Raw genomic sequence first — 22,618 nt, forward strand, 5'->3', positions numbered from 1 at the left:
GGCTCCAGCCGTCCCTGCGCCGGCAAATCCAGCACCCGCGAACCCCGCACCCGCCAAGCCGGCACCCGCGAACCCGGCGCCGGCGGATCCTGCCCCCGCACCCGCGCTGCCGGTGGCACCCGTCCCGCCGCCCGTCGTCGTGCCGTCAGTTCCAGGCGGTGCCGTCAATGACCCTGCAGGGGCCAAAAGCTACGCCTCGGGGCGGCTGGGCGCGTACGGCTGGGGCCAGGACCAGTTCCTGTGCCTCGCCCAGCTCTGGACCAAGGAATCGAACTGGCTGACCACAGCCACCAACCCCTACTCTGGTGCTTATGGAATAGCCCAGGCGCTGCCGCCCGGAAAATACTCCAGCGCCGGCAGCGACTGGCTCACCAGTTACCGCACCCAGGTCGATTGGGGCCTGGGCTACATCCGCGGCCGCTACGGCTCTCCGTGCGGGGCCTGGAATCATTCGGTGGCCAACAACTGGTACTGACCGGCGCGCTAGGCTTTTCCCATGCCTGACTTCGAACGGTTCCGGATCCTGCTCGAGGAGGAGCGGGCGCGGAAAGTGGCGCTGCTTCCGGCCCTCCGCGCAGACATCGTTTCGGCCAACTCCGCCCGCCAGAATTCCAACGTGGACGACGAACATGATCCCGAAGGCTCCACCATCGCCTTCGAACTCTCCCAGGCGTCGGCGCTTCTCAAGCAGAGCAGCGCCGGACTGGACGAGGTTGACGCCGCCCTGGCCAGGATCGCCGACGGCACCTACGGGACCTGCGCCGTCTGTGGCGAAGCCATCGCCGAAGGAAGGCTGGAGGCGCGCCCCTGGACGCCGTTCTGCATCAGGCACGCGTCGGCAGGCCGCACCCGATGAGTGCGGGGGATCTGGTGGCTGCTGCTGCCGGGTTTGTTGACCGCACCCTGCAGAATGAGGGTGCCTGGTACCGGGCGGACGACGTCGAGGGCAGGCTGGGCGGGGAGCTCGCCTCATACGGGTCTTCCGTCGGCGCCGTCCGCGGAACCGTCCGGGATGCGCTGCGCAAGTACAAGGACCTCGACCACGACGCCGTGGTGCAGCTGGCGTCCGCGCTGTGGGGCCAGCCAGGGCCCGGCTCCCGCGCAGTCTATGAACGCAGGCTCGCCGCAGTGGTGCTGCTGCAAACCAAAGCGGCGCTGCTGCGCCATTCCGACCTGACCCGGATCGAGGGCTTTATTCGGTCCGCCGGAACAAGGGAACTGGTTGACCCGCTGCTCGCGGACGTGGTGGCCCCCTTCCTGGCGCGGCTCAACGGCCGTGACCGCCAGCGGGCCGCCGTTGTCCTGGCCCGGTGGCGGACAGGCCCGGATCCGCAGTTGCGCCACGCGGCAGCATTCCTCGAGCAACAGTCCGCACCCCAAGCCCCACCACAAGGAGACACCCGTGAACGATCCCTATGACCTGGAACGCTTTGTTGCCGCACAAAACAGCGGTGGAACCTACGACCAGGCGCTCGCCGAACTGCAGGTGGGCAACAAGTCCGGACACTGGATGTGGTTCGTTTTTCCCCAGCTGGCGGGGCTGGGGCACAGCGACACAGCCCGCCGGTACGCCATCAGCTCCCTTGAGGAGGCCCGGGACTACCTTGACCACCCGGTATTGGGCCCGCGGCTGCTCGAATGCGCCCAGGTGCTCAGCACCCATAAAGACCGCGCTGCCGAGGAGATTCTTGGCAGCGTGGACGCCCGGAAACTGCGCTCATCCATGACGCTGTTCCTCCGCGCAGCTCCCGGGGAAACCGTCTTCAAAACCGTCCTCGCGCAGTTCTTCGACGGCCAGCCGGACCCCGCAACTGACGATCTCCTCGCCGGCCTTAACGAAGGCTAGCGCGACGGCGATGCCCCACCCGTCCTGCACGGGGCACCGCCGTCGTCCCTGCTGTGTGGGGCGCTACGGCGTGGGGCTGCCGCCGTTGACGTTCAACGTTTCCCCCAGCACGAAACTGGATTCAGGGGAGGCCAGGAAAACGTAGGCAGGTGCGAGTTCGGCGGGCTGGCCGGCCCGGCCGAGGGGAGTGGACTGGCCGAACTCCGGCAGTTCCTCCTTGGGCTGGCCGCTGCTGACCTGCAGCGGCGTCCAGATGGGCCCGGGTGCCACCGCATTGACGCGGATGCCCTTGGGCGCGAGCTGCTGCGCCAGGCCCTTGGTGAAGTTGTTGATGCTCGCCTTGGTGGTGGCGTAGTCCAGCAGCGTGGGGGACGGGTTGTACGCCTGGATGGACGTGGTGTTGATGATGGTGGACCCGGCCGGCATGTGCGGAACCGCGGCCTTGGTCACCCGGAACATCGCATAGACGTTAGTTTTCTGGGTGTGGTCGAACTGTTCGTCCGTGATCTGGGCGATGTCCTCCTGCGCCACCTGTTTTCCGGCGTTGTTGACCAGGATGTCCACGCCGCCCAGAACGGCCACGGCTGTATCCACCAGCTCCTGGCAGGCGGCGGGGTCCTTCAGGTCACCGGGCACCTTGACGGCCTTGCGTCCCGCGGCTTCGATGATGCCGGCAATGCGGGCTGCGTCCTCTTCTTCCTCCGGCAGGTAGGAAAGCACAACGTCGGCCCCCTCGCGGGCAAAAGCAATGGCCGTGGCCGCGCCGATCCCGGAATCTGCTCCCGTGACGATCGCCTTCCGGCCCTCCAGCCGTCCAGTGCCGCGGTAGGTGTCCTCGCCCAGATCCGCTTTCGGCGCTAGGTCCGCGTCCAGGCCGGGCTCGGGCTGGTGCTGCTCCGGCGGCGAGATCTTTTCGTAGGCGGTAACGGGATTGCGGAAGGTGTACTGGTCAGTCATGGTGGTCCTCCTGGTGCTAAGGCGACACTAAAAGCTAAGTATGCTTACCGTTCCAGCCTAGGCAATGATGTGCGCCGCTGCCAACCCGCTTTCGCCCTCAACTCCGGTCCCGGCGGACTTCCACCAGGCGGACATCCTCGAGGGCGCCGGCGTCCACCACGGCGGTCATGTAGGTGCAGGCGGGCTGGCGGCGCCGGTCGGTAGGGGAGCCCGGGTTGATCAGCCGCAGCCCGCCTTCGGTGGTGGTGTCCCAAGGGATGTGGCTGTGCCCGAAAACCAGTACGTCGGCATCAGGGAACAGCGCACCGCACCGCGCTTCCCGGCCTTTCGCCGGCCCCGTCTCGTGCACCATGGCAAACCGGACGCCGTCCAGCGTGACTGCGGCCGTTTCGGGCAGCCGCGACCGCAGGTCGGGGCCGTCGTTGTTTCCGTAGACCCCCACCAGGGAGCGGCTTCGCTGCTCAAGTTCGTCGAGCAGATCCGCCGTCACCCAGTCGCCGGCGTGGAAGACCACATCGGCGCTTTCGACGGCGGCCCATACCTGCGCAGGGAGCGCGCGGGCACGCTTGGGCACATGGGTATCGGCGAGCAGGAGGAGGTTCAGCGGCATACCGAAATCCTGCCACGTCCACTTTGCGCCGGCCCTTTCCGCTCCCCGTCCGGAGTCGTAATCTGGGGCTGGAGGTGATTGCCATGGAGGCAACCCAGGGCGACCGGATCATTGTGCACGGCAGGACGGTAGGGTCCACGGACCGGCACGGAGTGATTCTCGAGGTCCGCGGCCAAGGCGGAACGCCGCCCTACCTGGTCCGTTTTGATGACGGACACGAAACCATCATGTATCCCGGCGGTGATTTCGCCGTCGAGCGCGGCAACGGTCACTAGTACCGGCAGGGTGGGTGCGCCCGTCCCCGGGCACCTGTCAGACTGGACCGATGGATCATTCTTTGGCGTCCGCCGCGTCCTCCACCCCGCCTGTCCGCACCGGTCCCCGCGATCCCGGTGACGCCTGGGTCGAGGGCAGCCGCGGCCGCTTCTGGGGCAGGTTTGGTGCCGCCGGCGTCCTCGCCTACGATCCCGCCAAGGGTGTTCTCCTGCAGCATCGGGCCGTCTGGAGCCACAACGGCGGAACGTGGGGCCTTCCGGGAGGAGCGCTGCACGAGGGCGAGGACGCCGTGGCGGGAGCGTTGCGCGAAGCCTGGGAGGAGGCCGCCGTGCCCGCCGGGAACGTCGAGGTGCTTTTCACCTCCGTGCTGGACCTTGACTACTGGTCCTACACCACCGTGGTGGTGCAGGTGAGGGAACCGTTCGATCCCGTCATCAGCGACCCCGAAAGCATTGAGTTGTTGTGGATACCGTTGGCTGAGGTGGACAGCAAGGAACTGCACCCCGGTTTTGCCGCTGCCTGGCCGGACCTGCGGGAACGGATTGACGCCCCGGCATAGGATTCCTCCCTGCCGGATCCCGCTCCAGTCCTGCTCAGCAGACGTGCCTGCTTAATAATCCCTGCCGTATTCCGCGTGGACCAGGATGGGCAGGTGGTCTGAGTTTCCGCGGGGCAGCGTCTCAACGCTCTCGATGTCCAGACCCAGCGACGTGGCGAAGTCGAAGTGGCCCTTGAAGACCTTGTAGCGGGTGTAGGTCCGCCGGTTGCTGAGCGAGAGCGCGTAGCCAGAGTTCTTCATATGGACGTGGAGGTTCTTGGTGAAGAACGGGTAGTTGAAGTCGCCCACCATCAGCGTCATGAGTCCCTGGCCCATGCTGAGCAGTTCGGCGTGGGCGGCGTGGATCTGCTTGCGCCGCAGGGAGTTCGAGGCCGTGAGGGGCGCTGCGTGGAAGGAGCCGATCACGAGTTCATGCTGGGTCTCGTTGTCCACCACCCTGGTGCCGATGAGCCGCTCGTGGGCCGGGGCCAGGACCCTGTCGTGAACCGACTTCTTCAGGGCGAAGGACTGGGTGTCCAGCGCCGTGAAGCGGCTGGTGCGGTAGTAGATGGCCAGCCCGAGCCGGTTTCCCTTGGTGGCGTCAGCGAGGTGCAGCGGGCCCAGGGTCTCGGGGAGGTCGCTCGCGTCCACCTCTTGGAGGCAGAGTGCATCGATGTCATGGTTCCGTGCCAGGGCGAGGAGTTCGCCGCTTGCTTTGTGCTTGCGGAGGTTGTAGCTGATAACGCGCATGGAACACCTCTTCCGAGGGTTGCTGACAGGACCGATCAAGAGTCTAGTCCGCAGACCGCCGTCAGGGTCCAACATTTCACCGAGTCCTCCAACAACCTATGCCGGTTGCCTGCCGCCGCAACGATAGAGTTAGTCCGAATTCACTGAAATCTCCGGGAAGGCCACCGTTGACCACCGATCTGCCTGAACTGGCCGAGGGAAACTACTACTACCAGTCACTGGGCGGGGGACGCTTCCGCTCCACGATCCACGCGCAGGGTGCCTGGAATGTCCACGAGCAGCATATGGCCCCCGCATCAGGCCTCATGGCGGATTCCCTGGAGCGGCACCAGCCGCGGGAGGGGTTGCGGATGGCGCGGCTCAGCTACGAAATCCTGGGGCTGATTCCCGGTGGCGGGTTCCATATCGAGACCACCACGCTCCGCCCGGGAAAAACCATCGAACTGCTGCAGGCCGAATTGATTGCAGGCGGCCGCACCGCCATTCGGGCCACCGCCTGGCGGATGGTCACCAGCGATACCTCAGCCGTGGCGGCCGTGGAGGACACCGCCATTCCCGGCCCGGAGGAATGCAAGCCCTATGATGGCGCATCAGTGTGGCCCGGCGGCTACATCCGCTCCCTTGAAATGCGCGTGGCGGAAGGCCACCGGCCGGGGGCCGGCAAGGTGTGGCTGCGCACGGACCATCCCCTGACGGACAAGGCGGACAGCGGCGACCTCGCCCGCCTGATGGGACTGGTGGACACCGCCAACGGGATTGCCGCAAGGGTGCCGCCGGGCAAGGACAGCTACGCCTTCCCCAACGTTGACCTCCAGATCCACATGTACCGGCGCCCCGAAGGGGAGTGGCTGGGCCTGGACAACGCCGTCTCCTTTGGCCGGGACGGGATTGGCCTCACCTCGACAGTCCTGCACGATCTGCGGGGCCCTTTCGGGCGCGCGGAGCAGATTTTGACCCTCCGCAAAAGCTGACCCCGCCCCGCCCGGCGGATGTATCGTTAAGTGTCGTTGTATATCGTTGGCGATTTACAGAGGAGACCCAGTGCGCGATTCGTACCCGGCAGGCGGCTTCGGCGGACACAGTATCGACGGCATCTGGCAGGCTGTTGAGGAGTTCCGTTCGCGGTTCGAAAGGCGTGGTGGAACCCGCGCCGGGAAGGGCGAGGTGCGGGCAGCCGTGCTTGCCCTGCTCGCGGAGCGCCCCATGCATGGCTACCAGATCATCCGTGAGATCGAGGAGCGCAGCGGCGGCAGCTGGAAACCAAGCGCCGGCTCTGTCTACCCCACCCTTCAACTGTTGGCCGACGAAGGTGTCATCAGCGTCGAGGAATCCAACGGCCGCAAAATCTATTCTTTGACCGAAGCCGGCCGTGAGGAGGCCGCAGGCGTCCATGAGTCAGCGCCGTGGGGCGCCGCAGGACCGGCCGCCGGGTTTGGTTCCCTGCCCAAGGCTGGAATTGAACTGGCGCAGGCCGCGGCGCAAGTTGGCCGCACGGGCACGCCTGACCAGGTGCAGCAGGCCGTGGCCGTGCTCGAAGAGGCCCGCCGCCGGATGTATTCCATCCTCGCCCAGGGCTGACCCGGGTGGCTTCGGTCCGCCGCAACCGTGCAGATCCGGTGGACGATCCCGGCGCCGGAAATATCCGCGCCCGGTACCGCCGCATACTCCGCTTCGCGGCCTGGAACCTGGCAGTGACCTGGTGGTTTGAGCTGCTGCTCCCGCGGCTCGGGCTTGGGCTGGTGGCCGAGCGGACGCGGCCGGCCAGGATGCAGCGCTTCGCGCGGCGCTTCCACGTGCTCGCGGTGGACCTCGGGGGCCTGATGATCAAGGTGGGCCAGTTCCTCTCGTCCAGGCTTGATGTGCTTCCCCCGGAAATCACCACCGAACTCGCGGGACTGCAGGACGAGGTGCCGCCGGTCCCGTTTCCAGCCATCCGGGCCCTGGCCGAGAAGGAACTGGGAGTCCCGCTCGAGCGGGCCTTCGCCTGGGTTGAGGAGACCACCATCGCCGCTGCCTCGCTGGGGCAGGCACACCGTGCACGGCTTCTTCCTGCTGATGCTGCCGAGACGGGCCTCAAGGATGTCGTGATCAAGGTGCAGCGCCCGGGCATCGACGCAATTGTCGACGTCGACCTGGCAGCACTGCGGAAGGTGGGGGGATGGCTGAGCCGCTTCCGCGTGGTGTCCAGCCGCGCCGACGTCCCGGCCCTGGTAATGGAATTCGCCCAGACCAGCTTCGAGGAAATCGACTACCTCCATGAAGCCGCCAACTCCGAGCGTTTCGGGGTGGACTTCGCTGACGATGACAGGGTGGCGGTGCCCCGGGTCGCCTGGGAGCGGTGCACCCGCCGCGTGCTGACGCTCGAGGACGTCACGGCCATCAAGATTACGGATGTCGCGGCGCTCAAGGCGGCAGGCATCGATCCCGCCCAGGTGGCGCCGGTGTTCGCGTCCGTGATGTTCGACCAGCTGTTCACCAACGGGTTTTTCCATGCGGACCCGCACCCGGGCAATATTTTCGTCACCCCGGCTCCTGCCGGCGCCGGCGGGCTCCCGTGGAAACTGACGTTTATCGACTTCGGCATGATGGGTGAGGTTCCGGCCTCGACCCGCAGCGGCCTGCGCAAGCTTTTGATCGCCGCCGCCTCGCGCGACGGCAAGGGGCTGGTCGCAGCCATCGGCGATGTAGGCGTCCTGATGCCGTCAGCTGACGTGGCGGGGCTGGAAAGGGCCATGACGCAGCTGTTCGGCCGCTTCGGCGGAATGGGTTTCGCCGAGTTGCGCGAGGTGGATCCGCGGGAGTTCCGTGACTTCGCGGTGGAATTCGGCGATGTGGTCCGCTCCCTGCCGTTCCAGCTGCCGGAGAACTTCCTGCTCATCATCCGTGCGATGTCGCTGACGTCCGGAGTGTGCAGTTCCCTGGATCCCCGGTTCAACCTGTGGGACTCGGTGGAGCCCTACGCCGCGCAGTTGCTCCGGGACGAGCGCGGCAACCTCCTGCAGGACGCTGCCCAGCAGGCGCTTGAGGCCGCAGGACTAGCGCTCCGCCTGCCCGGGCGCCTCGACGCACTCATCGCCAGGATCGAGGAAGGCAACCTTACCGCTGCCAACCCCCGCCTGGAGCGGCGGGCGGCCCGGCTGGACCGGACGGTGCGGCGCGCGGCATCGGCCCTGGTATTCGGCGCCGTGTTGATTGCAGGGGCTGTGGTGCGTGCGGACGATCCCGCCCTGGGCAGCGCGCTTATGCTTGCGTCCGCCCTCCCGCTGCTGCACGGCCTGTGGGTGGGGCGGCGCGGCCGGAATCCGAGGCTGTGAGCCGGCTGCCGCCGTCGAGCGCCCGACGAAGGGCAACAAACACAATCCCGGCGATGTCAATGGCGTAGAAGGCCACGGCGTAACCTAGGTTTGGCCTGTCTGCCCGCACGTCGCGCGAAGCACTGCGACCGCGGCAGCACAACAAGGAACTGCACGATGACCACAGGGGAGCTTAGCAACATGCACCATGCCGATCCGGGGACCCGCACACTGACAGTGGTGCGCCAGGAGGTTTCGCTGGGAGCCGGACGGGACCTGGAATTTGGCCTGGAGCTCCTGGGCAGGGCGAGGACCGGGGACATCGGCCCCACGCTGCGGCTGTACCGGCCGGCCCCCACGGTGGCATTCGGCCAGCGGGACACCCGGCTGCCCGGTTTCGAAGCAGCGGAGCAGGCCTGCCGCGACAACGGTTTTGAGCCGCTGGTCCGCCGCGCCGGGGGCCGGGCCGCGGCCTATCACCAGGGGACGCTGGTGGTGGACCACATTGAACCGGACGCGGATGCCATCGCCGGATCAAAAAGCCGGTTCGGGTACTTCGGTGAGCTGTTTGCGGATGCCCTGCGCAGCCTTGGGGTGCACGCAGCGGTAGGTGAAATTCCCGGCGAGTACTGCCCCGGGGAATTCAGTGTGCACGGCAGCGGCCCCGGTAATCCCGGCCAGGTGAAGCTGGTGGGTACCGCCCAGCGCGTGGTGGCCGGCGGCTGGCTGTTCAGCTCCGTCATCGTGGTGGAAAACTCCGCGCCCATCCGCAAGGTCCTGACCGATACCTATGCTGCCCTGGGGCTGGACTGGGATCCCGCCACGGCCGGGGCAGTGGACGATCTTGTTCCCGGCGTGGACGTTGCAGCGGTGGAGGCGGCGCTGCTGGCAACCTATGCCGGACACACCGCCCTCGAGATGGCACCCTTCAGCGGCCTGGGGGCATAAGACTGCAACAAAAACGGGACCAACAAAAGGCGTTGGTCCCGTTTCGCCTGGGTGCCTGTGGGCTGCCCCGGTGCTGTGGCTTCCTGGCGCTTAGGCTGCGAGGCGGGTCTTGACCTCAGCAGCGGACGGGTTGGTGGCCGCGGTGCCGTCCGGGAAGAGGACGGTGGGCACTGTGCGGTTGCCGCCGTTAAGCTGCTCCACGAGCTCAGCGGTACCTTCCACTTCCTCGATGTTGATCTCGTTATAGCCGATGCCCTGCGCGTCCAGCTGCTTCTTCAGCCGGTTGCAGTAGCCGCACCAGGTGGTGGAGAACATGGTGATGGTGCCGGATTCGGGAGTGAAGTCCATAAGTGTCTCCTATGTGTCGATCAGAGGTTCCTTACCTTCAACGGTAGCGTGCAGGCCCATATTCCCCGGTCCCGGGCACTTCACATGACAGGTCATCGGCCCGGTGGCATGCTGGAGCCATGTGTGGACGTTATGTGATGGCACGTGCTGTAGGGGACCTGCTGGCTGAGTTCGACGCCGAAATTGAGGAGGAAGTGCACCTTCCGCCGTCCTGGAATGTGGCGCCCACCGATGCCGTGCCCATCGTCCTGGAGCGGCTGGTTGACGAGGGGCCTGCGCCGAAGCAGGTGCGCCAGCTCCACGTGGCGCGGTGGGGGCTTGTTCCGTCCTGGGCGAAGGACCCCGGCATCGGTTCCCGGATGATTAATGCCCGGAGCGAATCCGTGCTGGAGAAACCGGCGTTCCGAAAAGCCGTTCAGTCACGCCGGTGCGCTGTCCCCGCGGACGGCTACTACGAATGGAAGCAGGGGCCCGGGAAGTCGAAGCAGCCCTACTACGTGCATCCGGGAGAGGGCCGCGGCCTGGTTTTCGCCGGGCTGTACGAGTGGTGGAAGGATCCGGCGTGGCCGGCGGGGGAGCCGGGCGGCTGGGTGTTATCCACGTCCATCCTCACCACTGACACGCCGCCGCCCGGAAGCGAAGAGACGGTGTTCGGCAAGCTGACGGCACTGCACGACCGGGTTCCGCTGCCGATGGACAAATCCACCATGGAAGCGTGGCTGGACCCGCAGGCGGACGATGCAGCCGGGCTGGTGGACCTGGTCCGGTCCGGGGTCAAGGATGTGGCGTCGGATTGGCACGTTGACTCAGTAGGCAAGGACGTGGGGAATGTGCGCAACAACGGGCCGGAGCTGATCCGCCCGGTGGAAGCACTCTTCTAGCAGCCCCACCCGCGGGGGACGGGAGCTAAACGGTGACCGTACCGTCGTGGTCCACTGTCCAAGTGGGGTTGTACGCCACTTCCCAGCGGAAGCCGTCAGGGTCTGCGAAGTAGCCGGTGTACCCGCCCCAAGGCTGGGTAATCGGCTCGGCAATGATTTCGGCGCCGGCCGCCGCTGCTTCTGCCATGACCCGGTCCACGTCCTCAGTGCCGGGAAGGTTGTGGCTCAGTGTGATGCGGGGGACGGGACCGGGGGCACTGACGCCGGCATCGGCCTGCATCTGGCGGACGTCCCAGAGCGACAGCATCAGGCCGCGGTTCACCTGGATGAACACCACTTCCCCCGGAACCTCACGGTGGACCGGCCAGCCCAGGCCGTCAACATAGAACGCGCGGGACGCCGGAACGCTGCGGACCCCCAGGGAAATGAAGTCGACTCTTGGCTGCATGGTTCGATACTGTCAGAGGATGGCGACAATTCAAGGGAACGATCGAGACGCTTTGGCCGACAAGGAACAGCTCGCTGCCGTCCGGATTGCCGTGGACGAAGTGGATGAGCAGATTGTCACCCTGATCGCCCGCCGCGAGCGCCTGATCCGGATCGCCGGAACGCTCAAGGGCGATGACGCAGAGGTGCGCGCTCCGGGGCGGGTGGAACGGATCATTGAACACGTCCGGTCCGCAGCCGAGAAGAAGGACATCGACCCGGACATCGTCGAGTCCACCTACCGGGCCATGATCTCCGGTTTCATCGAACTCGAACTCCGGGTCCACAAAGAAAACAGCTGAGCCGCCCGACCCAGCTGTTACAGGTTCTCCTCCACGGGAACACCTGACTGGAATTCCCGGCCGTCAGCCTCACTGAAGCCGGTCATCACGTGCCCCTCGCCGAGGCCATTGATCGCTGCCATGGGGAAGTGGCCGGTGATGGTGCTGTCCGAGTGGCTGACGCCTGAGAGATCGTAGTTTTCCTCGCAACTCTGGTCATGGTTGAACGAGAAAAAGGAAATTGGTTTCCCGTTCATGAACTCGATGCCCAGGCGCCGCTGGGACGAGTAGTCCGGACTGGCAGCCACAAGCCCCACCACGTAGGCACCGGAACCGGGGATGCTGCCGTCCAGATCGAATGTTGCCACAAGGGTGGAGTCCTGGGCCTTGATGCTGACCTGCTTGAGGAGTGCGTCATGGGTGCTCATGGCACAATCCTGCTCCCTGCCGTTCGGTCCGTCCACCCCTGAAGGCTGACGGAAATGGAAGCCGAGGACGCATCCGGGGCATTCCCCTTCCCCCTGGACCTGCGCCCCGTCCTTTGTCTATGCGGGGGCTTCAGGGAGGCGTAGACTGGTTCTGTTCGAATATATATTCGAACAGATTCTGTTCTAACTTTTGCATCCGGGAGGCGCCATGGGCATGTTCAGCGAATCCGTGGACGTCTCCTGCACCCCTGAGGGCCATCCGGTTGCTGTTGTCTGGGCCGGACGTTCCTATTCGGTGTGTGCCGAGCCTGTGCGCTGGTACGAGCGCAGGCAATGGTGGGCAGAAGAAACCCGTGCACCGCTGGGCAGCGGCCCCGGCCTGGTGGACCACGAAATCTGGCGGGTCCAGGTGCTGCCTTCAGCTCCAGGCTCCGGCTTGGCTGAACAGGGAGAGCCGCTCACCCTTGACCTGACCCGCCATATCCGCAGCGGCCGCTGGCGCATCCTGCGGATCCATGACGCACTCCGACCCAGAACAGCATGAGCTTCACGCACCTTCACGTCTCCACCGCATTCAGCGCCCATTATGGAGTGTCCTGGCCCGAGGAACTGGCACAGGTGGCTGCTGCTGACGGTGCCACCGCGCTCGCCTGCACTGACCGGGACGGCCTGTACGGGACCATCAAGCACCTCAAGGCGTGTATGGCCGCCGCCATTGACCCCATCGTGGGGGTGGACCTTGCGGTCTATGACGACGACGGTGATCACCGCACGCAGCTGGCAGGCCGTGTGGTGGTACTCGCCCGCGGCAACAACAACGGTGCCGGCTACCGCGCCCTGTGCCGGCTGGTGTCCGACGCCCATGCCCGCACTTCGGGAAAATCCGGGGGAGTTGTGCCAGTGGCCGTGACCCGTGCCGAACTTGCCTCCCGCACCCTGGATCCCCAAACCCTTAAACCCGTGCTGATGGTGCTGATAGGCCCGGATTCCGACGTCGGCCGGGCCATGGGCGGGCGGCGTTACCTGCGCCCGCGCACCCTTTTCAAGCAATGGCTGGACGCCATGCCCGCTGGAACTGTGGTGGCCGAGATCGTGTCCCAGCTCAGCGCCCCGGGATCCCCCCTGAGCACGGCACACGCCGTCCGGATGCTCAAACTCGCCGAAGAACACAGCATCCCGGCAATCCTCACCAACGCGGTCCGGTATTGCGCGGAGGACGGAGCGGCAACCGCAGACGTCCTGGATTCAGCCCGGACCCTGAAATCCCTTCCGGAACTGGCCCAGGAACCACTGCTGCAACCCAACGGCCAGGCCTGGCTGAAATCCGCGCGGCAAATGCTTCAGCTGGGGAAGGAAATCATCTCCGCTGCCGGCTACGGCGCAGAAGACCTCAACAGGCTCATGGCACAAACAGAGGCGCTCGCCGATGTGTGCAGGATAGATCCCGAAGCGGACATGGGGTGGAAGCAGCCGGTAGTGCCGGAAGCCGCGGTCATCGGGATCAGCCAGGACCCTCACGTGGAGCTGATGCAGCGCTGCCAGGCCGGGATTGGCAGGAGGTTCCCCGGAATTGCCGGCAACAGCGAAAAGGAAATGCTCCATCGGCTTGACCACGAGCTGGGCATCATCCGGAACCTGGGGTTCTCCTCCTACTTCCTCACAGTGGCAGAGGTTTCGCGCATGATCCAGGACATGGGGGTGCGGGCAGCCGCCAGGGGATCCGGAGCCTCCAGCCTCGTCAACTACCTCATTGACGTCAGCCAGGTAAATCCGCTGCAGCACGACCTCATCTTCGAACGGTTCCTCTCCCAGGACCGGGCCACCTTGCCGGATATTGATATCGACGTTGAGAGCGCCGAACGGCATAACGTGTACCACCGGATTTTCGAGCGGTTTGGCAAAGAGCGGGTCACGCTCATGAGCATGCAGAACGGTTACCGGGCACGCGGTGCTGTGCGGGACGCCGGCCTTGCCCTGGGAATGGATGACGGCGACGTGGGGGACATCGCCAAGCAGTTGTGGCGGTTCTCTGCTTCAAAGTTCCGGGAAGCCTTGCAGGAGAAGCCCGAGCTGAGGGAATTTGCCGGCCGGGTGGAACAGCGGGATTCCCACGGCAACCAGCAACTTGACCTGCTGGTGGACCTGACCGAACGCCTGGACCGGTTGCCACGGCACATCTCCATGCATCCGTGCGGCGTGATCCTGGGGGACGCCACCCTGCTGGACCGCACCCCGGTCCAGCCCAGCGGGCTTGGACTGCCCATGAGCCAGTTCGATAAGCACGACATGGATCCCATGGGCATGCTCAAGCTCGACGTCCTGGGCGTCAGGATGCAGAGCGCCATGGCATTTGCAGTCCGGGAGATCATCCGCATCCATCCCTCCAAAAAGGAAGTGGTGGCTGCCGGCAAGCATCCTTCAGGCCCTGACGGGTCAGGGCCTGACTTCATTGCAGACAACGGCCACATCGACCTCAACGCCATTCCGCTGGATGATGAGCCCACCTTTGAACTCATCCGGAGCACCCACACCCTGGGCTGCTTCCAGATCGAGTCCCCCGGGCAGCGCGAGCTGATCGGCAAGATGGCGCCGCGGGAGTTCAACGACCTCATCATCGATATTTCGCTTTTCCGTCCGGGGCCCATGAAATCGGACATGGTGCGGCCCTTCCTGGAGCACCGGCACGGGTTTGCCCCTGAGGTCTACCCGCACCCCCTCCTGAAGCCGGTACTTCAGGAAACCCGCGGGGTGACGGTATTCCACGAACAAATCTTGCGGACTTTGGACGTGATGACCGGGTGCGGCCTGGCGAAAGCCGATGAATTCCGCCGCGCCCTCAGTAACGAAGCCGGGGAATTCACGGTGGAGGAATACTTACGCAAGCATGCCAGGGCGAAGAATTTCTCCCCGGATGTCATTGACAAGGTGTGGCACACCCTGAAGTCCTTTGCCAGCTTTGGTTTCTGCAAAGCCCACGGGGCGGCCTTCGCGGTGCCCACCTACCAGTCGGCCTGGCTGAAGGCGCACCACCCGGAGGCGTTCCTTGCCGGCCTGTGGGAACACGATCCCGGCATGTACCCCAAGCGGCTGCTGGTGGCAGAGGCCAGGCGCCTGGGCATTCCCATCCTTCCTTTGGACATCAACCTCAGCAAAGGGGAGTACCGGGTGGAGCGCATCCGGCAGGGCCCGGATGCCGGGAAGCTGGGAATCCGGTTAAGCCTGAAGGGGATCTATGGGCTCTCCGCTACAGAGCTGAAAAGGATTGTTGCCGGCCAGCCGTACGATTCCCTGGCAGACCTGCGTGCGCACTCGCGGCTCAGCAAGCCAAGCATCAAGCGCCTTGCCCAACTGGGTGCTTTTGATTCCCTCCACCGTGAGGCCGGTGGGCTGGCCAACCGGGCAGACCTGGTCCAGCACCTTCAGCAGCTGCAAAGTGCCGGCAGCGCACGGAAGGGTGTGAAAGTGCTGGAGGGTCAAATGTCCCTTCCCCTGGGGGATGTGGAACTGCGCAACGTCAAGCCCGGGCTGCCTGCGCCTACCCTCGTGGAGAATGTCCGGGCGGAACTGGACCTGATGGCTGTGGATGTCAGCAGCCACCTGATGGAAAGCCACCGCCCCACCCTGGACAGGCTTGGGGTCACGAGCGCAGACCAGCTCCTTAGCCTGCGCAACGGGACCGAAGTCCTGGTGGCCGGCGTGCGGGTGGCCACCCAGACGCCGCCCATGCGTGGCGGCAGGAGGGTGGTATTCATCAGCATTGACGACGGCACCGGCTGCATCGATTCGGTATTCTTCCACGAAGCCCAGGAAAACGCCGGTATGCTCCTGTTCGGCACCCGGCTGCTGCTCATCCGCGGCACCACCAGGAGGACAGGGCCGCGGGGCATCAGCATCAGTGCAAGCATGGCGTGGGACCTCAGCCGCACGGAGACCTTGCCCTTCCCAACTCCTTCGCACCGCGCTGTTGACGGCCCGCATCCCCTTGACGGGATCAGCAGGACCCTGGCAATTACCGGTTTTAGCGGTTGAAGCTGCCGTGCGCCGCTTTGGCCGGCCCTCCGGGGACCGATAGCATTGACGGTGGCTGGCTGTGGTCCCCGTATGCCACAAGCTATGAAGCCTTAACTTTGAATAGGAGACACCCGTGTCAGATGCCCAGCAGATCACCCTTCTCGTCGATGGCGAAGAGACCAAGGTGACTACCGGGACAACCGGTGCGGAACTCTTCTTTGAGCGCCGTGATGTTGTAGTGGCCCGCGTCAATGGCGAGCTGAAGGACCTTGACCAGGAACTGCCGGAAGGTGCCGAGGTTGAGGGCGTCACCATCGATTCCCCGGACGGGCTGAATGTCCTCCGCCACTCCACGGCCCACGTGATGGCCCAGGCTGTCCAGCAGCTGCGCCCCGATGCCAAGCTGGGCATCGGCCCCTACATCACTGACGGGTTCTACTTCGACTTCGACGTCGCCGAGCCTTTCACCCCCGAGGACCTCAAAACCCTCGAAAAGATGATGCTCAAGATCGTCAACCAGAACCAGAAGTTCGTCCGCCGCGTCGTCTCCGAGGACGAAGCGCGCGAAGCCATGAAAAACGAGCCCTACAAGCTCGAACTCCTGGGCAAGAAGAACGAGGCCGCCGAGGCCGGCGAGGGTGTCAACGTAGAGGTCGGGGCCGGCGACATCACCATCTACGACAATGTTGAGCGCAAGGAAGGGACCACCGTCTGGTGCGATCTCTGCCGCGGCCCGCACCTGCCCAACACCAAGATGATCTCCAACGCGTTCGCCCTCACCCGGTCGTCGTCGGCCTACTGGCTGGGCAACCAGAAGAACCAGCAGCTGCAGCGGATCTACGGCACCGCCTGGCCCACCAAGGACGCCCTCAAGGCATACCAGGAACGCCTTGCCGAGGCCGAGCGCCGCGACCACCGCAAACTCGGCTCCGAACTGGACCTGTTCTCCTTCCCGGACGAACTCGGTTCAGGCCTTCCCGTCTTCCACCCCAAGGGCGGCATCATCCGCAAGGAGATGGAGGACTACTCAAGGCAGCGCCACGTCGAGGCCGGCTATGAGTTCGTCTACACGCCGCACATCACCAAGGGCCACCTCTACGAAGTGTCCGGCCACCTCGACTGGTACAAGGACGGCATGTTCCCCGCGATGCGGGTGGATGAGGAACTCAACGAAGACGGCAGCATCCGCAAGCCGGCGCAGGACTACTACCTGAAGCCGATGAACTGCCCCATGCACAACCTCATCTTCCGGTCGCGCGGGCGTTCCTACCGTGAGCTGCCGCTGCGCCTGTTTGAATTCGGCTCGGTCTACCGGTACGAGAAGTCCGGCGTGGTGCACGGCCTCACCCGAGTGCGCGGCATGACACAGGACGACGCCCACATCTACTGCACCCGTGAGCAGATGAAGGACGAACTCACCAAGACCCTGACCTTCGTCCTGGACCTGCTCAAGGACTACGGGCTCAACGACTTCTACCTGGAACTGTCCACCAAGGACCCGGAAAAGTACGTCGGCGAGGACGCAGCCTGGGAGGAAGCTACCAGGACACTGGCCGAGGTTGCGCAGGAATCCGGGCTGGAACTCGTTCCGGATCCGGGCGGAGCAGCCTTCTACGGCCCCAAGATCTCCGTCCAGGCCAAGGACGCGCTGGGCCGCACCTGGCAGATGTCCACCATCCAGCTGGACTTCAACCTGCCTGAACGCTTCGAGCTGGAATTCCAGGCCGCCGACGGCACCCGCCAGCGTCCTGTGATGATCCACCGTGCGCTCTTCGGTTCGGTGGAGCGGTTCATGGGTGTGCTGACCGAGCACTACGCCGGCGCCTTCCCGGCGTGGCTCGCACCTGTCCAGGTGGTGGGCATCCCCGTGGCGGAGACGTTCAACGAGTACATGTTCGACGTCGTTGATCAGCTTAAGGCGGCAGGGATCCGTGCCGAGGTGGACACCTCCTCGGACCGGTTCCCCAAGAAGATCCGCACCGCCAGTAAGGACAAGATCCCGTTTGTGCTCATCGCCGGCGGAGATGACGCCGAGGCGGGTGCTGTCTCCTTCCGCTTCCGGGATGGCAGCCAGGACAACGGCGTGCCCGTGGCCGAGGCAATCAAGCGGATCACGGAAGCCGTCCGGAACCGGACCAGCTAGCGAAACGGAACAGCACGGTGCAGGAGAACACAGGCGCAGGATATCCAGGCGATGCCGGCGTTACCGACGACTTTGACCTCGCCGGTGTCCCGGACGCTTTCCAGCGCCTGTGGACTCCGCACCGGATGGCTTACATCAAGGGCGGCCAGCACCAGTTCAAGAACGAAAACGACTGCCCGTTCTGTGTTGGGCCCGCCCGTACCGATGAGGAAGCACTCATCGTCTACCGGGGAAAGACCTGCTATGTGGTGCTGAACCTTTTTCCGTACAACCCCGGGCATCTCCTGGTCTGCCCGTACCGCCACGTCCCGGACTACACCGACCTGACTGTGGAGGAAACAGCCGAGTTCGCCGAGCTTACCCAGACCGCCATGCGGGTCCTGCGGAAAGTGTCGAATCCGGGCGGTTTCAACCTGGGGATGAACCAGGGCGTGGTGGGCGGGGCCGGTATCGCCGCGCACCTGCACCAGCACATTGTTCCCCGGTGGGGCGGCGACGGGAACTTCTTCCCCATCATCGCCCAGACCAAGGCGATAACGCAGACCCTTGATGAGGTCCGCCAGCAGGTCGCCGACGCCTGGCCCGGGGAGACGGATGCTGAATAAGCACGCGCGCGGGTTCTTCACTGCACTGTTCACCCCGTTTGCCCGCTGGCTCCTGCGCATAGGTGTTTCGCCCGACGCCGTCACGATCATCGGCACGGCCGGCGTGGTGGTGGGCGCCCTGGTCTTTTACCCCTTGGGCCAGCTCTGGTGGGGAACGCTGTTCATCACGGCGTTTATCTTCTCCGACGTCCTGGACGGCATCATGGCAAGGATGCAGGCGGTGGGCGGCCGCTGGGGCAACTTCCTCGACTCCACCCTGGACCGGATCGCCGATGGTGCCCTGTTCGCGGGGCTCGCCGTGTGGTTCTTCACCGGCGGGGACAACGTCCCCATCGCGATGATGGCCACCGTGTGCCTTGTCCTGGGCATGGTGGTTTCCTACGCCAGGGCAAAAGCCGAGTCCCTGGGTTTCACCGCGAACGTCGGTATCGCCGAACGCGCGGAGCGCCTGGTTTCGGTTCTGGTGGTCACCGGATTTACCGGTCTGGGGCTGCCGAGCGTGGTCCTGTTGGTGACGCTTTCACTGCTCGCCCTCGCCAGCCTCATCACGGTGGTCCAGCGCGTGGCTTCGGTGCGCCGCCAGGCTCTTGCGGAACCGTCTCCGGCCGATTAACACGAATTGAGCCGGCCGGCCGCGGTGAGACTAGTATTAGGACTGCCCGGTCAATGGATCCGGCAACCCGGTGTGTGTAAACATGGCATCTCCTTGCCGCCCTGCACGCCCGGCGAAGGTCATCTATCTACCCATAGGGGTTTTTGTGTCTACACCTGATGTAAGCAACGAGGCCGGTTCGTCCGCGAACAGCGTCACGGGCAGCAGCCGCGTGAAGCGGGGCATGGCTGAGATGCTCAAGGGCGGCGTCATCATGGACGTCGTCAACGTCGAGCAGGCCCGCATCGCCGAAGATGCCGGTGCTGTTGCTGTGATGGCGCTGGAACGCGTTCCGGCCGATATCCGTGCCCAGGGCGGCGTGTCCCGCATGTCCGATCCGGACATGATCGACCAGATCATCGACGCCGTGTCCATCCCGGTCATGGCCAAGGCCCGCATCGGCCACTTCGTCGAGGCCCAGGTCCTGCAGTCTCTGGGCGTGGACTACATTGACGAGTCCGAGGTCCTGACCCCGGCCGACTACGTCAACCACATCGACAAGTGGAACTTCACGGTTCCGTTCGTCTGTGGTGCCACCAATCTTGGTGAGGCTCTGCGCCGCATCAACGAGGGCGCGGCGATGATCCGCTCCAAGGGCGAGGCCGGCACCGGGGATGTCTCCAACGCCACCGGGCACATGCGCCAGATCCGTTCCGAGATCGCCAAGCTTGCCGCCCTGCCCGAGGACGAGCTGTACGTTGCGGCCAAGGAACTGCAGGCCCCGTACGAACTGGTCAAGGAAGTCGCCGCTGCCGGCAAGCTTCCGGTGGTGCTGTTCACCGCCGGCGGCATCGCCACCCCGTCCGACGCCGCGATGATGATGCAGCTCGGCGCGGACGGCGTGTTCGTCGGCTCCGGTATCTTCAAGTCCGGCAACCCCGCCCAGCGCGCCGCCGCCGTCGTGAAGGCCACCACCTTCTTCGATGACCCCGACGTCATTGCCAAGGCCTCCCGCGGCCTGGGCGAAGCCATGGTGGGCATCAACGTCGACGAGATCCCCCAGCCGCACCGCCTCGCCGAGCGCGGCTGGTAAATCGCTTCTCTGGCGCCTTTCGGGGCGCCGGGCGGCGTCATCCTCTGCGTGCTATTCCCCGCGCTCTCTCGGCAGCTTTCGTCGCTGGCTGGGGCGCGGGGGCCCTTTTACGCACGCTGCCGGATAACGCCGTCCGTCGCTAAGTGGTCGCCTTGCGTCTTTATGTACGACGCCGGTTCCTCACCTTTTCTTGGTGGGGGACCGGCGTCGTACTTCTTTAAGCGGTATGGGGAGCGGGGCTACTCCAGGCCGCGGCGCTTTAGGAGGGGGTCCAGCCTTGCTTCTCTGCCTCGGAGGGTTCGGAAGGACTCGAGGGGGTCCCTGCTGTTTCCGCGGGACAACAGCTCCTGCCGGAAGCGTTCGCCGTTGGCGCGGGTGAGCCCGCCGTTCTCGGTGAACCAGTCCACCGTTTCGGCGTCCAGCACCTCGCTCCAGATGTAGGAGTAATATCCGGCGGCGTATCCGGCGCCGGCGAAGACGTGCTGGAAGTATCCCGTGCGGTAGCGCGGCGGGATCAGGGCATGGGCGATGCCGGCGGCCGCAAGTGCCTTGTCCTCGAAAGCCACTGCGTCCTCAGGCACATCGGCGGCTCCCAGAACATGCCAGGCCAGGTCCAGCAGGGCCGCCCCCAAATACTCCGTCGTGGCAAAGCCCTCACCCCACAGCTGTGATTCTTGAAGTTTGTCCACAATTTCCTGGGCGAGTGGCTCCCCGGTTTTGTAGTGTTTGGCGTAGTTCGCCAGCACCTCCGGCCACATGATCCACATCTCGTTGACCTGGGACGGGTATTCGACGAAATCCCGGGGGACAGCGGTGCCGGAGAACCTCGGATAGGTCACGTCTGAGAACAACCCGTGGAGTGCATGGCCGAATTCGTGGAACATGGTCCGCAGCTCATCGAGGGTCAGCAGCGTGGGCTCGCCCGCCGGCGGCTTGGAGATGTTCAGGTTGTTGATGACAACTGGTCTTGTTCCCAGCAGCTCCGACTGTTCCACCAGCGAATTCATCCAGGCACCCCCGCGCTTGGACTCCCGCGTGTAGTAGTCGCCCAGGAAAAGGCCCAAAGCGCTGCCGTCCTCGTTCCGGACCTCCCAGACACGGACATCCGGGTGGTAGCCGGCCAGGTCCGTCCGTTCCTGGAAGGTGATGCCGTAAAGGGATGTTGCGGCGAAAAAGACACCGTCAGTGAGGACCCGCTCCAGCTCGAAATATGGACGAAGTGCCTGCTCGTCCACCTCGTATTTCTCCCGCCGGACCTTTGCAGAGTAGAAGGCCCAATCCCAGGCCTCCAGGGGGTGTCCGGCTGAGTCGGCAAGGGCGGCGGCTTCACGGTCGGCGTTGCGGACTGCCGCCGGTGCCATGCGGTTCAGCATCGACTGGACCGACTCAAAATCAGGCGCGGTCTGGCGGTCCACTACCAGTTCTGCGTAGTTGGCGAAGCCCAGCAAAGCCGCCTTTTCGGCACGGAGTCCCGCCATGGACCGGGCCAACTCCAGGACGTCGAGGTTCCCGCCGCTGCTCCCGCGGGCCACTGAGGCCTCAAAGAGCCGACGACGGATGTCCCGGTTCTCAAGGACGGCGAGGGCGGGCTGGTTGGTGGGCTGGATCAGCGTCAGGAGGAACTTCCCAGGGTGCCCCGCAGCACGGGCAGCTTCCGCGGCCCGTGCCACGTCGTCGGCAGGCATCCCGGCCAGGTCCGCGGCGTCATCAAGCAGGAGGGCTGCCGACTTCATCCCTTCCTTAACCCGCTGGCCGAACTCTGTGCCCAACCGGGAGAGTTCCGCGTTGAGCTCCCTCAGCCGCTCCTGCCCGGCCGCGTCCAGCTGGATGCCGGACTGCCGGAATTCCTTCAGATACTCGTCCACCAGGCGCCCGGACTCGGCATCGAGGCCGGAAGGATCGAGGGCAGAAAAGCGCTCGTACAGGGCCCGGTTCAGGAAAATCTCGTCCTGGTGGGCTGAAAACCGGGGCGAGAGTTCGGTTTCAAGATCCCGGATGTCATCCGTAGCATCCGCTGACACCAGGGTGAAGAAGGCGGCAGAAGCCCTTTGCAGCAACAGGCCGGACCGCTCCATCGCCACCGCGGTGTTCTCAAAGGTGGCCGCTTCGGGGTTCTCCGCAATGGCCCGGATTTCGGCCAGGTGCCCCGCGAACCCGGCCTCTGCGGCCTCCGCATAATGCGAGGTTTGGAGGTCAGCAAAGGGAGGCAGGCCGAACGGAAGCGGACTGGGATGGAGCAGGGGGTTTGTCATGACGTAAATCTTCCACACGGGCCACGCCTTCTCAACGACCTCCAAATGCCCGTGGCGGCCGGCCACAATACCTACAATGACGGCTATGGGGATTAGTTGGGGTGGTGCCGCCGCGCGCGCCGGCGCCACCGTCTGCGCATTGTTCGCAGCTGCTGCACTGGCCGGCTGCGGGTTGGTGGCTGAGCAGAACGGGCAGACCCCCAGGCCCGCAGTTTCCAGTTCCGAAGTAGCCGGTTCGGGGACACCAGCCTCAACTCCGGTCCCCAGCCCCACCCCGACG

The 22,618-nt window shown here is 65.1% G+C and carries 24 protein-coding genes and 2 pseudogenes; 19 read left to right on the forward strand and 7 right to left on the reverse strand.

Features of this window, described 5'->3' with window-relative positions; all coding sequences use genetic code 11:
* From FNL14_RS21620 to FNL14_RS21635, 4 genes and pseudogenes are all read left to right on the forward strand, one after another.
* Window positions 1-475, forward strand: a pseudogene (locus tag FNL14_RS21620) (lytic transglycosylase domain-containing protein); the annotation flags it as partial.
* Window positions 476-496: 21 nt separating this feature from the next.
* Complete coding sequence (locus FNL14_RS21625) at window positions 497-856, forward strand: TraR/DksA C4-type zinc finger protein (RefSeq protein WP_142064502.1); 360 nt, start codon at window positions 497-499, stop codon at window positions 854-856.
* A complete protein-coding gene (locus FNL14_RS21630) occupies window positions 853-1,419 on the forward strand; it encodes a DNA alkylation repair protein (RefSeq protein ID WP_142064505.1) in 567 nt (188 codons plus the stop codon). The genes FNL14_RS21625 and FNL14_RS21630 overlap by 4 nt, the downstream gene beginning before the upstream one ends.
* On the forward strand, window positions 1,403-1,846 hold the full coding sequence (locus FNL14_RS21635) for a DUF1810 domain-containing protein (RefSeq protein ID WP_142064507.1): 444 nt from the start codon (window positions 1,403-1,405) through the stop codon (window positions 1,844-1,846). The genes FNL14_RS21630 and FNL14_RS21635 overlap by 17 nt, the downstream gene beginning before the upstream one ends.
* Window positions 1,847-1,909: 63 nt before the next feature.
* On the opposite strand, the gene FNL14_RS21640 is transcribed toward FNL14_RS21635, so the two are convergent.
* Together FNL14_RS21640 and FNL14_RS21645 are read right to left on the reverse strand one after the other, a co-directional pair.
* On the reverse strand, window positions 1,910-2,803 hold the full coding sequence (locus tag FNL14_RS21640) for a glucose 1-dehydrogenase (RefSeq protein WP_142064510.1): 894 nt from the start codon (window positions 2,801-2,803) through the stop codon (window positions 1,910-1,912).
* Between the two features lie 97 nt (window positions 2,804-2,900).
* Entirely contained in the window at window positions 2,901-3,413 is a 513-nt protein-coding gene (locus tag FNL14_RS21645; protein WP_142064516.1) for a metallophosphoesterase, read from the reverse strand.
* A gap of 83 nt (window positions 3,414-3,496) precedes the next feature.
* Here FNL14_RS21645 and FNL14_RS21650 point away from each other — a divergent pair, with 83 nt between their 5' ends.
* Complete coding sequence (locus FNL14_RS21650) at window positions 3,497-3,688, forward strand: DUF1918 domain-containing protein (protein ID WP_091419798.1); 192 nt, start codon at window positions 3,497-3,499, stop codon at window positions 3,686-3,688.
* 50 nt (window positions 3,689-3,738) lie between these two features.
* Window positions 3,739-4,248: an NUDIX domain-containing protein gene (locus FNL14_RS21655; protein ID WP_142064521.1), complete on the forward strand. Its 510-nt coding sequence runs from the start codon at window positions 3,739-3,741 to the stop codon at window positions 4,246-4,248.
* A gap of 51 nt (window positions 4,249-4,299) precedes the next feature.
* Here FNL14_RS21655 and FNL14_RS21660 read toward each other — a convergent pair whose 3' ends face one another.
* Window positions 4,300-4,977 carry an endonuclease/exonuclease/phosphatase family protein gene (locus FNL14_RS21660; protein WP_142064524.1) on the reverse strand — a complete coding sequence of 226 codons (678 nt, stop codon included), beginning with the start codon at window positions 4,975-4,977 and terminating at the stop codon, window positions 4,300-4,302.
* A gap of 167 nt (window positions 4,978-5,144) precedes the next feature.
* Between FNL14_RS21660 and FNL14_RS21665 the strand changes: the two genes are divergently transcribed.
* The 4 genes from FNL14_RS21665 to FNL14_RS21685 all read left to right on the forward strand — a co-directional run bounded on the left by FNL14_RS21665 (window position 5,145) and on the right by FNL14_RS21685 (window position 9,218).
* The gene (locus FNL14_RS21665) at window positions 5,145-5,948 is read left to right on the forward strand and encodes a thioesterase family protein (protein ID WP_142064527.1); all 804 of its coding nucleotides are present in this window, start codon (window positions 5,145-5,147) and stop codon (window positions 5,946-5,948) included.
* Window positions 5,949-6,018: 70 nt separating this feature from the next.
* Window positions 6,019-6,555, forward strand: a complete 537-nt coding sequence (locus FNL14_RS21670; RefSeq protein WP_142064530.1) for a PadR family transcriptional regulator — start codon at window positions 6,019-6,021, stop codon at window positions 6,553-6,555.
* Between the two features lie 5 nt (window positions 6,556-6,560).
* Entirely contained in the window at window positions 6,561-8,291 is a 1,731-nt protein-coding gene (locus FNL14_RS21675; protein ID WP_142064533.1) for an AarF/ABC1/UbiB kinase family protein, read from the forward strand.
* A gap of 180 nt (window positions 8,292-8,471) precedes the next feature.
* Window positions 8,472-9,218, forward strand: a complete 747-nt coding sequence (locus FNL14_RS21685) for a lipoate--protein ligase family protein (RefSeq protein WP_142064560.1) — start codon at window positions 8,472-8,474, stop codon at window positions 9,216-9,218.
* Between the two features lie 90 nt (window positions 9,219-9,308).
* Here FNL14_RS21685 and FNL14_RS21690 read toward each other — a convergent pair whose 3' ends face one another.
* Window positions 9,309-9,566, reverse strand: coding sequence for a mycoredoxin (locus tag FNL14_RS21690; protein WP_050054887.1), 258 nt, complete (start codon window positions 9,564-9,566; stop codon window positions 9,309-9,311).
* Window positions 9,567-9,685: 119 nt separating this feature from the next.
* Here FNL14_RS21690 and FNL14_RS21695 point away from each other — a divergent pair, with 119 nt between their 5' ends.
* The gene (locus FNL14_RS21695) at window positions 9,686-10,447 is read left to right on the forward strand and encodes an SOS response-associated peptidase (RefSeq protein WP_142064535.1); all 762 of its coding nucleotides are present in this window, start codon (window positions 9,686-9,688) and stop codon (window positions 10,445-10,447) included.
* 25 nt (window positions 10,448-10,472) lie between these two features.
* Here the strand turns inward: FNL14_RS21695 and FNL14_RS21700 are convergent, their stop codons facing one another.
* A complete protein-coding gene (locus FNL14_RS21700; RefSeq protein ID WP_142064537.1) occupies window positions 10,473-10,895 on the reverse strand; it encodes a VOC family protein in 423 nt (140 codons plus the stop codon).
* A 19-nt stretch (window positions 10,896-10,914) separates the two neighbouring features.
* On the opposite strand from FNL14_RS21700, the gene FNL14_RS21705 reads away from it, so the two are divergent.
* On the forward strand, window positions 10,915-11,235 hold the full coding sequence (locus tag FNL14_RS21705) for a chorismate mutase (RefSeq protein ID WP_091419810.1): 321 nt from the start codon (window positions 10,915-10,917) through the stop codon (window positions 11,233-11,235).
* Window positions 11,236-11,252: 17 nt separating this feature from the next.
* Here the strand turns inward: FNL14_RS21705 and FNL14_RS21710 are convergent, their stop codons facing one another.
* On the reverse strand, window positions 11,253-11,642 hold the full coding sequence (locus FNL14_RS21710) for a hypothetical protein (RefSeq protein WP_142064539.1): 390 nt from the start codon (window positions 11,640-11,642) through the stop codon (window positions 11,253-11,255).
* A gap of 208 nt (window positions 11,643-11,850) precedes the next feature.
* Between FNL14_RS21710 and FNL14_RS21715 the strand changes: the two genes are divergently transcribed.
* The 6 genes from FNL14_RS21715 (at window position 11,851) to pdxS (ending at window position 20,086) form a co-directional block, all read left to right on the forward strand.
* Window positions 11,851-12,186: a DUF6504 family protein gene (locus tag FNL14_RS21715; protein ID WP_142064542.1), complete on the forward strand. Its 336-nt coding sequence runs from the start codon at window positions 11,851-11,853 to the stop codon at window positions 12,184-12,186.
* Window positions 12,183-15,671 (forward strand): DNA polymerase III subunit alpha, encoded by a 3,489-nt coding sequence (locus FNL14_RS21720; protein ID WP_142064545.1) that lies wholly within the window; start codon window positions 12,183-12,185, stop codon window positions 15,669-15,671. Before FNL14_RS21715 ends, FNL14_RS21720 begins: the two co-directional genes overlap by 4 nt.
* 115 nt (window positions 15,672-15,786) lie before the next feature.
* Window positions 15,787-17,796, forward strand: a complete 2,010-nt coding sequence (gene thrS / locus FNL14_RS21725; protein ID WP_142064548.1) for a threonine--tRNA ligase — start codon at window positions 15,787-15,789, stop codon at window positions 17,794-17,796.
* A gap of 17 nt (window positions 17,797-17,813) precedes the next feature.
* Complete coding sequence (locus FNL14_RS21730) at window positions 17,814-18,401, forward strand: HIT domain-containing protein (RefSeq protein WP_091419818.1); 588 nt, start codon at window positions 17,814-17,816, stop codon at window positions 18,399-18,401.
* On the forward strand, window positions 18,391-19,014 hold the full coding sequence (pgsA, locus tag FNL14_RS21735) for a phosphatidylinositol phosphate synthase (RefSeq protein ID WP_142064551.1): 624 nt from the start codon (window positions 18,391-18,393) through the stop codon (window positions 19,012-19,014). The genes FNL14_RS21730 and pgsA overlap by 11 nt, the downstream gene beginning before the upstream one ends.
* Before the next feature lie 145 nt (window positions 19,015-19,159).
* On the forward strand, window positions 19,160-20,086 hold the full coding sequence (gene pdxS, locus FNL14_RS21740) for a pyridoxal 5'-phosphate synthase lyase subunit PdxS (RefSeq protein ID WP_142064554.1): 927 nt from the start codon (window positions 19,160-19,162) through the stop codon (window positions 20,084-20,086).
* A 239-nt stretch (window positions 20,087-20,325) separates the two neighbouring features.
* Here pdxS and FNL14_RS21745 read toward each other — a convergent pair whose 3' ends face one another.
* Window positions 20,326-22,338, reverse strand: coding sequence for a M3 family metallopeptidase (locus FNL14_RS21745; protein WP_142064557.1), 2,013 nt, complete (start codon window positions 22,336-22,338; stop codon window positions 20,326-20,328).
* Between the two features lie 85 nt (window positions 22,339-22,423).
* Between FNL14_RS21745 and FNL14_RS23515 the strand changes: the two are divergent.
* Window positions 22,424-22,618, forward strand: a pseudogene (locus tag FNL14_RS23515) (hypothetical protein); the annotation flags it as partial.

The organism is Pseudarthrobacter sp. B4EP4b, assembly GCF_006680095.1.
Classification (GTDB): Bacteria; Actinomycetota; Actinomycetes; order Actinomycetales; family Micrococcaceae; genus Arthrobacter.